The 12173-nt window shown below is 66.9% G+C and carries 12 protein-coding genes; all 12 read left to right on the forward strand.

Features of this window, described 5'->3' with window-relative positions; translation table 11 throughout:
* Positions 1-53 precede the first annotated feature (53 nt).
* The 12 genes from VGU03_RS00395 (at position 54) to nuoL (ending at position 12160) form a co-directional block, all read left to right on the forward strand.
* A complete protein-coding gene (locus VGU03_RS00395; RefSeq protein WP_327477775.1) occupies positions 54-410 on the forward strand; it encodes an NADH-quinone oxidoreductase subunit A in 357 nt (118 codons plus the stop codon).
* Positions 401-958 carry an NADH-quinone oxidoreductase subunit B family protein gene (locus VGU03_RS00400; protein WP_327477671.1) on the forward strand — a complete coding sequence of 186 codons (558 nt, stop codon included), beginning with the start codon at positions 401-403 and terminating at the stop codon, positions 956-958. Before VGU03_RS00395 ends, VGU03_RS00400 begins: the two co-directional genes overlap by 10 nt.
* 12 nt (positions 959-970) lie before the next feature.
* Positions 971-1702 carry an NADH-quinone oxidoreductase subunit C gene (locus VGU03_RS00405; protein ID WP_327477673.1) on the forward strand — a complete coding sequence of 244 codons (732 nt, stop codon included), beginning with the start codon at positions 971-973 and terminating at the stop codon, positions 1700-1702.
* 14 nt (positions 1703-1716) lie between these two features.
* Positions 1717-2970 carry an NADH-quinone oxidoreductase subunit D gene (locus VGU03_RS00410; RefSeq protein ID WP_327477675.1) on the forward strand — a complete coding sequence of 418 codons (1254 nt, stop codon included), beginning with the start codon at positions 1717-1719 and terminating at the stop codon, positions 2968-2970.
* A 154-nt stretch (positions 2971-3124) separates the two neighbouring features.
* Positions 3125-3652, forward strand: coding sequence for an NADH-quinone oxidoreductase subunit NuoE (gene nuoE, locus VGU03_RS00415; RefSeq protein ID WP_327477677.1), 528 nt, complete (start codon positions 3125-3127; stop codon positions 3650-3652).
* Between the two features lie 9 nt (positions 3653-3661).
* Positions 3662-4990 (forward strand): NADH-quinone oxidoreductase subunit NuoF, encoded by a 1329-nt coding sequence (gene nuoF, locus VGU03_RS00420; protein ID WP_327477679.1) that lies wholly within the window; start codon positions 3662-3664, stop codon positions 4988-4990.
* Between the two features lie 118 nt (positions 4991-5108).
* Positions 5109-7442 (forward strand): NADH-quinone oxidoreductase subunit NuoG, encoded by a 2334-nt coding sequence (nuoG, locus tag VGU03_RS00425; RefSeq protein WP_327477680.1) that lies wholly within the window; start codon positions 5109-5111, stop codon positions 7440-7442.
* 4 nt (positions 7443-7446) lie between these two features.
* Positions 7447-8499, forward strand: a complete 1053-nt coding sequence (nuoH, locus tag VGU03_RS00430) for an NADH-quinone oxidoreductase subunit NuoH (RefSeq protein ID WP_327477682.1) — start codon at positions 7447-7449, stop codon at positions 8497-8499.
* A 93-nt stretch (positions 8500-8592) separates the two neighbouring features.
* Positions 8593-9084 carry an NADH-quinone oxidoreductase subunit NuoI gene (gene nuoI / locus VGU03_RS00435; protein WP_327477684.1) on the forward strand — a complete coding sequence of 164 codons (492 nt, stop codon included), beginning with the start codon at positions 8593-8595 and terminating at the stop codon, positions 9082-9084.
* A gap of 10 nt (positions 9085-9094) precedes the next feature.
* Entirely contained in the window at positions 9095-9742 is a 648-nt protein-coding gene (locus VGU03_RS00440; RefSeq protein ID WP_327477686.1) for an NADH-quinone oxidoreductase subunit J, read from the forward strand.
* Positions 9739-10044: an NADH-quinone oxidoreductase subunit NuoK gene (gene nuoK, locus VGU03_RS00445; RefSeq protein WP_291190924.1), complete on the forward strand. Its 306-nt coding sequence runs from the start codon at positions 9739-9741 to the stop codon at positions 10042-10044. Before VGU03_RS00440 ends, nuoK begins: the two co-directional genes overlap by 4 nt.
* A gap of 4 nt (positions 10045-10048) precedes the next feature.
* Entirely contained in the window at positions 10049-12160 is a 2112-nt protein-coding gene (gene nuoL, locus VGU03_RS00450) for an NADH-quinone oxidoreductase subunit L (RefSeq protein ID WP_327477688.1), read from the forward strand.
* Positions 12161-12173 lie beyond the last annotated feature (13 nt).

Below are 12173 nucleotides of genomic sequence, written 5' to 3' on the forward strand. Positions count from 1 at the left end.
ACCGTCACCCGCGGTCACTGATGCGCCCCAAAGGCGCGGAGGTACGTTGCACCGTGCTCGCTCAATACTGGCCCATCCTGCTGTTCATCGGCGTTGCCACCGGCCTGGGGCTAGTGCTCCTGGCCATCGGCATGCTCGCCGGCCCGCGCCGTCCCGAGGCGATCAAGCTGGCCGCTTACGAATGCGGCTTCGAGGCGTTCGAGGATGCGCGCATGCGTTTCGACGTGCGCTATTACCTGCTGGCGATCCTGTTCATCATCTTCGACCTGGAAATCGCCTTCCTGTTCCCGTGGGCGGTGGTGTTCCAGCACATCGGCATCGTCGCGCTGGTCGAGATGGCGCTGTTCCTGCTGCTGCTGGTGGTCGGGTTCGCCTACGTGTGGAAGAAGGGAGCACTGGAATGGGAGTGATGTCTTCCATCGACCGGGTGATGCACAACCCGGAGCCGCTGAACCTGGTCGACGACATCCTGCGCCCGGCCGAGGACAACCCGGTCGTGCAGCGCGGCTTCGCCACCACCTCGATCGACGCGCTGATGAACTGGGCGCGCACCGGCTCGATGTGGCCGATGACCTTCGGCCTGGCCTGCTGCGCGGTCGAGATGATGCACGCCGGCGCCGCGCGCCTGGACCTGGACCGCTACGGCGTGATCTTCCGCCCGAGCCCGCGCCAGTCCGACGTGATGATCGTGGCCGGCACCCTGGTCAACAAGATGGCGCCGGCGCTGCGCCGTGTATACGACCAGATGCCCGATCCGAAGTGGGTGATCTCCATGGGCAGCTGCGCCAACGGCGGCGGCTACTACCACTACTCGTACTCGGTGGTGCGCGGCTGCGACCGCATCGTGCCGGTGGACATCTACGTGCCCGGCTGCCCGCCGACGGCCGAAGCGCTGATCCACGGCATCCTGCAGCTGCAGAAGAAGATCCGCCGCACCAGCACCATCGCCCGCGGCTAAGGCTAAAGAGCCATGACCGATACGCAAAACACCTCGCTGGCCGCCCGTCTCGCGGCGCGGTTCGGCGACACCCTCACGCTGCTGCCTGCGCGCGGCGGCGAGACGACCGCCGAACTGGCTGCCGCCGACCTGCTCAGCGTCGCCGTCGCGTTGCGCGACGAGCCGGAGTTCCGCTTCGAGCAGTTGATCGACGTCTGCGGCGTCGACTACCTGGGCTACGGCCAGGACGAATGGGCGACCGAACGGGTCACCGCGACCGGCTTCTCGCGTGGCGTGGAAGGCCAGGCGATGGGCCGATTCGACTGGGCCGAGCGTCCCCGCGATGCCGACATGCCGCGCCGTTTCGCGGCGGTCGTGCACCTGCTTTCGATCACCCACAACCGGCGGCTGCGCCTGCGCGTGTTCTGCCAGGACGACGCGCTGCCGATGGTGCCGTCGCTCACCGGCATCTGGCCGGTCGCCAACTGGTTCGAACGCGAGACCTTCGACCTCTACGGCATCCTGTTCGACGGCCATCCGGACCTGCGCCGCATCCTCACCGACTACGGCTTCGTCGGCCACCCGTTCCGCAAGGACTTCCCGCTGATCGGCAACGTCGAGGTGCGCTACGACCCCGAGCAGCAGCGCGTGGTCTACCAGCCGGTGACCATCGAGCCGCGCGTGCTGGTGCCGCGCGTGATCCGCGACGACGCCGACCTGATCCAGGCCAAGGCCGAAGCCGCCGACAACTGGCGCCAGAACTGAAGGGCCGCGACGTCATGCAAGAAATCCGCAACTACACGATGAACTTCGGCCCGCAGCATCCGGCCGCGCACGGCGTGCTGCGCCTGGTGCTGGAGATGGACGGCGAGACCGTGGTGCGCGCCGATCCGCACGTGGGTCTGCTCCACCGCGGCACCGAGAAGCTGGCCGAGTCCAAACCGTTCAACCAGTCGATCGGCTACATGGATCGCCTCGACTACGTGTCGATGATGTGCAACGAGCACGCCTACGTGCGCGCGATCGAGACCTTGCTGGGGATCGAGGCGCCGGAGCGCGCGCAGTACATCCGCACCATGTTCGACGAGATCACCCGCATCCTGAACCATCTGATGTGGATCGGCTCCAACGCGCTCGACCTCGGCGCGATGGCGGTGTTCCTGTACGCGTTCCGCGAGCGCGAGGAACTGATGGACGTTTACGAGGCGGTCTCCGGCGCGCGCATGCACGCGACCTACTACCGCCCGGGCGGCGTCTACCGCGACCTGCCGGACCGCATGCCGCAGTACAAGGAATCGCCCTGGCACAAGGGCGCGGACCTGAAGCGCATCAACAGTGCGCGCGAAGGCTCGATGCTGGACTTCATCGAGGAGTTCACGCGCATCTTCCCCAGCCGCGTGGACGAGTACGAAGACCTGCTCACCAACAACCGCATCTGGAAGCAGCGCACCGTCGGCATCGGCGTCATCAGCCCGGAAATGGCCAAGGCCTGGGGCATGACCGGCGCGATGATCCGTGGTTCGGGCGTGGAGTGGGACCTGCGCAAGAAACAGCCCTACGCCAAGTACGCCGAGATGGATTTCGACATCCCGGTCGGCGTCAACGGCGACTGCTACGACCGCTACCTGGTGCGCGTGGAAGAGATGCGCCAGTCCAATCGCATCATCAAGCAATGCGTGGACTGGCTGCGCGCCAACCCCGGTCCGGTGATGGTGAAGAACTTCAAGGTCTCGCCGCCTTCGCGGGCCGAGATGAAGGAGAGCATGGAAGCGCTCATCCATCACTTCAAGCTGTTCACCGAGGGCTACGGCGTGCCCGCCGGCGAGACCTACTGCGCGGTCGAGGCGCCCAAGGGCGAGTTCGGCTGCTACCTGGTCTCCGACGGCGCCAACAAGCCCTTCCGCGTGCATCTGCGCGCGCCGGGCTTCGCCCATCTCTCGTCGATGGATGCCACCGTCAAGGGCCACATGCTGGCCGACGTGGTGGCGATGATCGGCACCTACGATCTGGTGTTCGGCGAGGTGGACCGGTGATCGGGTCGGGGAATGGGGAACGGGAAACGGGGAACGTCCGGTTCCCTGATGCCCGTGTCGTTTCCGCATGTCCGGCTCCCTCAGGGCGAAGCGCGCGCCTGCCCGTTCCCCATTCCCCGTTCCCCGTTCCCGCTTCCATCCTGGGGCCCCAAGCATGAAAGCCACCGGCAACTACAACCAAGTCAAGCACGTCGATCCGCTCGTCGTGCTTAACGAGCACACCCGCCACCACATCGACCTATGGGTCGCCAAGTTCCCACCGGACCGCAAGCGCTCGGCGCTGATCCAGGCGCTGTTCGCCGCGCAGGAGCAGAACCGGGGCTTCCTCACCGACGAGCTGATCGTGGCGGTGACCCGGTACCTGGATCTGCCCACGGTGTGGGGCTACGAGGTGGCGAGCTTCTACTCGATGCTCGAGACCAAGCCGGTCGGCCGCAACAACGTGGCGATCTGCACCAACATCTCGTGCTGGCTCAACGGCGCCGAGGACCTGGTGCGCCACTGCGAGAGCAAGCTCGGCATCAAGCTCGGCGAGAGCACGCCGGACGGGCGCGTGTACCTGAAGAAGGAAGAGGAGTGCATCGCCGCCTGCGTGTACGCGCCGGCGATGACGGTCAACGGGCATTACCACGAGCGGCTCACGCGCGAGAAGCTCGATCAAATTCTCGACGGTCTGGAGTGAGGCAGGGCAATGGCTAGCAGCAACGGTCCGGTCGGACCCGCACCGCAGGACCACCAGGTCGTCTACACCACGCTGCACTTCGACACGCCGTGGTCGATGGACAGCTACGAGAAGGTCGACGGCTACAAGGCGTGGCGCAAGATCCTGGCCGAGAAGCCCGATCCGGCCGCGCTCGTGGAGGAAGTGAAGAAGTCCAGCCTGCGCGGCCGCGGCGGCGCGGGCTTCCCCACCGGCCTGAAGTGGTCTTTCATGCCCAAGGGCACGATGCAGAAGTACATCCTCTGCAATTCGGACGAGTCCGAGCCCGGCACCGCCAAGGACCGCGACATCCTGCGCTACAACCCGCACGCGGTGATCGAGGGTCTGGCGATCGCCTGCTACTGCACCGGCTCGACCGTGGCCTACAACTACCTGCGCGGCGAGTTCCACCACGAGCCGTACGAGCACTTCGAGGCCGCGCTCAAGGAAGCCTACGCGGCCGGGCTGCTGGGCAAGAACGTGCAGGGCTCGGGCATCGACGTGGACATCTACACGGCGCTCGGCGCCGGCGCCTACATCTGCGGCGAGGAAACCGCGTTGATGGAGTCGCTGGAAGGCAAGAAGGGCCAGCCGCGCTTCAAGCCGCCGTTCCCGGCCAACTTCGGCCTGTACGGCAAGCCGACCACGATCAACAATACCGAGACCTACGCCTCGGTGCCGGCCATCCTGCGCAATGGCGCGGACTGGTTCCTGAATCTCGGCAAGCCCAACAACGGCGGCCCGAAGATCTTCTCGGTCTCCGGCCACGTCAACAACCCGGGCAACTTCGAGATTCGCCTGGGCACGCCGTTCAAGGACCTGCTGGCGATGGCCGGCGGCGTGCGCAACGGCAACCAGCTCAAGGCGGTGATCCCGGGCGGCTCCTCGATGAAGGTGCTGCCGGCATCGACCATGCTCGAGTGCACCATGGACTACGACAGCCTGATGAAGGCCGGTTCGGGCCTGGGTTCGGGCGCGGTCATCGTGATGGACGAGACCACCTGCATGGTGCGCGCCTGCCACCGCATCGCGCGCTTCTACATGGCCGAATCCTGCGGCCAGTGCACGCCCTGCCGCGAAGGCACCGGCTGGATGTACCGCGTGCTCAGCCGCATCGTGGAAGGCAAGGGCACCGAGGACGACCTGCATCGCCTGAAGGCGGTCGCCGGCCAGATCGAGGGCCACACCATCTGCGCCTTCGGCGAAGCCGCCGCCTGGCCGGTGCAGGGCTTCCTGCACCACTTCTGGGATGAATTCGAATACTTCGTGCGCAACGGCCGCTCGATGGTGGACAGCGAGATGCTGGGAGCCGTGGCATGAGCAATGTTTTGTTTCGGGAACAGGGAACAGGGAACAGGGAACCGGAAGCCTCCCGTTGCCCGAGGTTGCCCGTCCCCCGTTCCCCGTTCCCCGTTCCCCTGCTTCCCGAGGCCGCCTGATGAGCGCGCAGCCGACCACCACCGCCGCCCCCGATCTGGTCAACATCGAGGTCGACGGCAAGCCCACGCAGATCCGCAAGGGCGCCATGATCATCGAGGCCGCCGATTCCATCGGCGTCGCCATTCCGCGTTTCTGCTACCACCGCAAGCTCCCCATCGCCGCCAACTGCCGCATGTGCCTGGTCGATGTGGAGATGGGCGGCAAGCTGATGCCCAAGCCGCAGCCGGCCTGCGCCACTCCGGTGGCCGAGGGCATGAAGGTGATGACGCGCTCGGACAAGGCGCTGAAGTTCCAGAAGGACGTGATGGAGTTCCTTCTGATCAACCATCCGCTGGACTGCCCGATCTGCGACCAGGGCGGCGAGTGCGAGCTGCAGGACGTGGCGCTCGGCTATGGCCGCAGCGTGTCGCGCTACACCGAGCGCAAGCGCACGATCGCGGACGAGAACATCGGGCCGCTGGTCGCCACCGAGATGACCCGCTGCATCCAGTGCACGCGCTGCGTGCGCTTCACCAGCGAGATCGCCGGCACCTACGAGCTCGGCGGCATGAACCGCGGCGAGAACCTGCAGATCGGCACGTATATCGGAAAGACGGTGGAGACCGAGCTTTCCGGCAACATCATCGACGTCTGCCCGGTCGGCGCGCTGACCAACAAGCCGTTCCAGTTCAAGGCGCGCGCCTGGGAGCTGATCGCGCGTCCCTCGATCGGCTACCACGATGCGCTGGGTTCCAATCTGTGGCTGCACACGCGCCGCGGCGAAGTGCTGCGCACCGTGCCGCGCGACAACGAGGCGATCAACGAGTGCTGGCTGTCGGACCGTGACCGCTTCAGCCACGAGGGCCTGTACGCCGCCGAGCGCCTGCATGCGCCCGAGATCAAGCGCAACGGGCAATGGCAGCGCGCCAGTTGGGAAGAGGCCCTTTCCGTCGCCACGGAGGCGCTGAAGTCGGTGCCCGGCAGCGAGCTCGGCATCCTGGCCTCGCCCGCCACCACCAACGAGGAAGGCGACCTGCTGCTGCGCCTGGCCCGCGGCCTGGGCAGCGCGCACGTCGACCATCGCCTGCGCCAGCTGGACCTGTCCGACCGCCCGGTCGCGGCCCGCTTCGAGGTTCCCGTCGCCGAGGTGAGCCAGGTCAAGGGCGCGCTGCTGGTGGGCTCGGACCTGCGCTACGAAATGCCGCTGCTCAACCACCGCCTGCACCAGGCGGTCAAGCGCGGCGCCAAGGTGTACGCGGTCAACCCGGCGCGCTTCGGCTTCAACTACGCGCTGGCCGGCGAGGCCATCGTGTCGCCGGCGGCGCTGGTCGATGCGCTGCTCGCGCTGGCCAAGGCCGCGGTCGCCGACGGCGCCACCGCGCCCGCCATGCTGGCCGACGCCATCAGCGGCGCACAGAGCGACCAGGGCGACCGCGACGCGATCGCGGTGCTCAAGGCCGGCAAGGCCGTGGTCGTCCTGGGCGAGGCGGCGGCGACGCATCCGCAGGCGTCGTGGCTGCGCGCCATCGCGCGCTTCATCGCGCAGGCCACCGGCGCCGGCTACAACGAACTGCCGGTCGGCGCCAATGCGCTGGGGCTGGGGCAGGGCGGTCTGCTGCCGGGCAACGGCGGCCTGGATGCGCAGGCGATGCTTGCGCAGCAGCGCAAGGGTTACGTGCTCTACGGCGTCGAGCCGCCGCACGACTTCGCCGATGGCGCCAGGACTATGGCCGCGCTGCGTGCCGCGCAGGCGGTGGTGGCGTTCAGCGCCTACGCCAGCCCCGCCTTGCGCGAGGTGGCGAACGTGATCCTGCCGATCGCGCTGTTGCCGGAGATCGACGGCACGCTGGTCAACGTGGACGGGCTGGCGCAGACGACCCTGGCCGGCGCCAAGGCGCCCGGCGAGGCCCGCGCGGGCTGGAAGGTGCTGCGCGCGCTGGGCGGCATGCTGCAACTGGCCGGCTTCGAGTTCGACGACCTGGCCGGCCTGCGCGCCGGCATCGCCGAGCGTCCGCTGCCGGCGCACGCCGGCACGCTGGCCCCGCGCCAGGGCGCAACGGGCGGCCTGGTGCGCCTGGCGACCTGGCCGATCTACCGCAGCGATGCGGTAGTGCGCCGGGCCGCGGCGCTCAACGCCCATCCGATCAACCGCGCGCCGGCCGTGCGCCTGAACGCGAACGAGGCGATGCGCCACGGCCTGGTCGCCGGCGCGCAGGTGCACGTCGGCGATTCGCGGCTGCCGGTGGCGATCGATGCGGTCGTGCCCGATGGCGCCGCATGGATCGAGGCCGCGCACGACCTGACCGCCACGCTGCCGCCGTACGGCGCCGCCCTTACCTTAGCCAAGGCGTAACACGATGCTGGATCAACTCATCCATCAAGTGGGACTGCCGGTCCTGTACATCCTGTGCATCGCGGTGCCGCTGATCCTGGCGGTGGCCATGTTCGTGTACTGGGAGCGCAAGGTCATCGGCTGGATGCACGTGCGCATGGGACCGAACAAGATCGGTCCCTTCGGCATGCTGCAGGCCTTCGCCGACGTGGTGAAGCTGCTGATCAAGGAAGTGATCCTTCCCTCCAGCGCCAACCGCGTCCTCTACTACCTGGCCCCGCTGCTGGCGCTGGTGCCGGCGTTCGCGGCCTGGGCGGTGGTGCCCTTCGGCGAGAAGATGGTGCTGGCGAACGTCAACGCGGGCCTGCTCTACCTGCTGGCGATGACCTCGCTGGGCGTGTACGGCATCATCCTGGCCGGCTGGGCGTCCAACTCGCGCTACGCGCTGCTCGGCGCCATGCGCTCGGCCGCGCAGGTGATCTCCTACGAGCTCGCCATGGGCCTGTCGCTGGTCTGCGTGCTGGTGCTGGCCGGCTCGCTCAACCTCACCGACATCGTGCACGCGCAGGCCGGCGGCAAGGGCTTCTTCGACTGGTTCTGGCTGCCGCTGCTGCCGGTGTTCGTCGTCTACTTCGTCTCGGGCGTGGCCGAGACCAACCGCGCGCCGTTCGACGTGGCCGAAGGCGAATCGGAGATCGTCGCGGGCTTCCATGTGGAATATTCCGGCTCGGCCTTCGCGATCTTCTTCCTGGCCGAATACGCCAACATGATCCTGGTGAGCTTCCTCGCCTCGATCTTCTTCCTGGGCGGCTGGCTGAGCCCGCTGCGGGGCTGGATCCATGCCGACGCTCCCGGCTGGATCAACTGGATCTGGACCGGCGGCTTCGTCTGGCTGCTGATCAAGGCCTTCCTGATGTCCTTTCTGTTCCTGTGGTTCCGCGCGACGTTCCCGCGCTACCGCTACGACCAGATCATGCGGCTGGGTTGGAAGGTGTTCATTCCCATCACGATCGTGTGGGTCCTGGTGGCCGGCTGCATGAAGTACTTCGGCTGGGTCATCGCCGGCACGGGGGCGTGAGATGAGAGCGTTTCGCGAGCACCCGCCCCTCATCCGCCCTGACGGGCACCTTCTCCCCGGAGGGGAGAAGGGTGATATGACGAGAGCCCACCTATGAGCCGCATCACCAATTACTTCAAGAGCCTGTTGCTCATCGAGCTGCTCCAGGGCATGGCGCTGACCCTGCGCTACATGTTCAAGCCCAAGTACACGGTGCGCTTCCCGATGGAGCACATCCCGCGCTCGAACCGCTTCCGCGGCCTGCACGCGCTGCGCCGCTATGCCAACGGCGAGGAGCGCTGCATCGCGTGCAAGCTGTGCGAAGCAGTGTGCCCCGCGCTGGCGATCACCATCGACTCGGCTCCGCGCGAGAGCGACGGTCAGCGCCGCACCACTCGCTACGACATCGACCTGTTCAAGTGCATCTTCTGCGGCTTCTGCGAAGAGAGCTGCCCGGTCGACTCGATCGTCGAGACCTCGGTGATGGAGTACCACTTCGAACAGCGTGGCCAGAACGTGGTGACCAAGGCGCAGCTGCTCGCCATCGGCGACCGCTTCGAGCCGGAAATCGCCGCGGCCCGCGCGCAAGACGCGGCGTTCCGCTAAGGGCACCGACATGATCGATACCAATCTTTTCCAACTGATCTGCTTCTACGGCTTCGCCGCCGTCACCGTGGCCGCCGCGCTGGCGGTGATCACGCTGAAGAATTCGGTGCACGCGGTGCTCTCGCTGGTGCTGACCTTCTTCAGCACCGCCTGCATCTGGCTGCTGGCCGAAGCGGAGTTCCTCGCCATCGCCCTGATCGTCGTCTACGTCGGCGCGGTGATGGTGCTGTTCCTGTTCGTGGTGATGATGCTGGACATCAAGCAGGAACATGTCCGCGAGGGTTTCATCCGCTACCTGCCGGTGGGCATCGTCGTCGCGCTGGTCATGCTGGCTGAAATGCTGGCGCTGATCGGCGTGCGCGTGATGCACGCGCAGGTGATGGGGGCCGATCCCGCCACGGTCGCGGGCCTGTCCAATACCGCGTGGCTGGGCCAGGCGCTGTACACGCAGTACCTGCTGCCGTTCGAGATCGCCGCACTGATCCTCACCGTGGGTGTGGTGGTCGCCGTGGCGCTCACCCTGCGCCATCGCGGCGACAAGCGCCACGAGTCGGCCAGCGAGCAGGTGCGCGTGCAGGCGCGCGACCGCATCCGCGTGGTCAAGATGGCGCCCTCGCGCCCGGATGAGCCGACCGCTTCGCAGGAGCCACGCCAATGATCACGTTGTCGCACTTCATCGTGCTGGGCGCGGTGCTTTTCTGCATCGCCGTGGCCGGCCTGTTCATCAACCGAAAGAACGTGATCGTGCTGCTGATGGCGATCGAGCTGATGCTGCTCGCGGTGAACATGAACTTCGTGGCCTTCTCGCGCTTCCATGGCGACGTGGCGGGCCAGGTGTTCGTGTTCTTCATCCTCACCGTCGCGGCCGCCGAGTCCGCGATCGGCCTGGCGATCCTGGTGCTGCTGTTCCGCAACCGCAGCACGGTCAACGTCGCCGAAATCGACTCGATGAAGGGCTGAGCCGATGCAATTGTCCACGAACATCCTGCTGATCATCGCGCTGGCGCCGCTGGCCGGCTGCCTGCTCGCCGGCTTCCTCGGCAAGCAGATCGGGCGCGCGGGCGCGCACAGCGTCACCATCCTCGGGCTGTTGATCTCCTGCGCGCTGTCGTTCTACGTGCTCTACCAGATCACGGCAGGCGGCGCGCCGGCCTACAACCAGGACATCTACACCTGGTTCGAGATCGGCCGCCTGCACGTGAGCGTCGGCTTCCTGGTCGACCGCCTCACCGCCATGATGATGGTGGTGGTGACCTTCGTGTCGCTGCTGGTGCACGTGTACACCATCGGCTACATGGCCGACGACGACGGCTACCAGCGCTTCTTCAGCTACATCTCGCTGTTCACCTTCGCGATGTTGATGCTCGTGATGAGCAACAACTTCATGCAGCTGTTCTTCGGCTGGGAAGGCGTGGGCCTGGTGTCCTACCTGCTGATCGGCTTCTGGTACAAGCGCCCGACCGCGATCTTCGCCAACCTCAAGGCCTTCCTGGTCAACCGCGTGGGCGACTTCGGCTTCCTGCTGGGCATCGCCGCGGTGCTGTACTTCCTGGGCACGCTGGACTACGCCACCGCCTTCGCCGGCGCGCCCAGCCTGGTCGGCAAGACGCTGGCGCTGACCGCGAACATGCATTGGGACGCGGCCACGGTGATCTGCGTGCTGCTGTTCATAGGCGCCATGGGCAAGTCCGCCCAGGTGCCGTTGCACGTGTGGCTGCCCGATTCGATGGAAGGTCCCACGCCGATCTCCGCGCTGATCCATGCGGCGACCATGGTGACCGCGGGCATCTTCATGGTCGCGCGCATGTCGCCGATCTTCGAGCTGTCTTCCGGCGCGCTGAGCTTCGTGATGGTGATCGGCGCCACCGGCGCGCTGTTCACCGGCCTGATCGGTATCGTCCAGAACGACATCAAGCGCGTGGTGGCGTATTCCACGCTTTCGCAGCTGGGCTACATGACCGTGGCGCTGGGCGTGTCCGCCTACGCCGGCGCGGTGTTCCATCTGATGACCCACGCCTTCTTCAAGGCGCTGCTGTTCCTGGGCGCGGGCTCGGTCATCATCGCCATGCACCACGAGCAGGACATGCGCTACATGGGCGGCCTGCGCAAGTACATGCCGATCACCTGGATCACGATGTGGATCGGCTCGCTGGCGCTGGTGGCGATCCCGTTCACCTCGGGCTTCTACTCCAAGGACGCGATCATCGAGGCGGTCGGCGAGTCGCATCGCTGGGGCTCGGGCTACGCCTACGTCTGCGTGCTGGCCGGCGCCTTCGTCACCGCGCTGTACACCTTCCGCCAGATGTACCTGACCTTCCACGGCAAGGAACGCTTCGTGGTGGTGCACGGCCATGACGCGCATGCGTCGCACGGCCACGCCCACGAGGACGCGCACGAGCACGGCGACGCCCATGCGGCGGTCGGCCCGGACGAGCATCCGCACACCGAGCCGGGCCACGGCGAGCCGGGCGTGCTGCACCACCCTCCGCACGAGTCGCCCTGGGTGGTGACGCTGCCGTTGATCCTGCTGGCGATCCCGTCGCTGTTGATCGGCTTCTTCACCGTCGGGCCGATGCTGTTCGGCCAGTGGTTCGGCCAGGCGATCCACGTGGAGGAAGCGAACAATGTGCTGGGCGAACTGGGCGGCGAGTTCCACGGCGCCGCCGCGATGGCGCTGCAAGGCCTGCTGAGCTGGCCGTTCGCGCTGGTGGTGCTCGCCTTCGTGATCACCACCTACATCTACCTGTTCAACCCGGCGATGGCGGGCAAGATCAAGAACGCGCTCAAGCCGCTGTGGACGGTGCTGGACCGCAAGTACTGGGTCGACGCCGTCTACTTCGCGATCTTCGCCCGTGGCGGTGTGAAGCTGGGCCGGCTGTTCTGGAAGGCCGGCGACGCTGCGGTGATCGACGGCGCCATGGTCAACGGCTCGGCCGCGCTGGTGCAGCGCATCGCCGCCGGCGTGCGCCGCCTGCAGTCGGGCTATCTCTACCACTATGCCTTCGCGATGATCCTCGGCCTGATCCTGCTGCTGGGCGGGTTCTGGGTCTTCGGGTCCGGGCTGATCGGGCAATAAGGAAGCGCGCTCC

The organism is Frateuria sp., from assembly GCF_035944355.1.
Classification (GTDB): domain Bacteria; phylum Pseudomonadota; class Gammaproteobacteria; order Xanthomonadales; family Rhodanobacteraceae; genus Frateuria_A.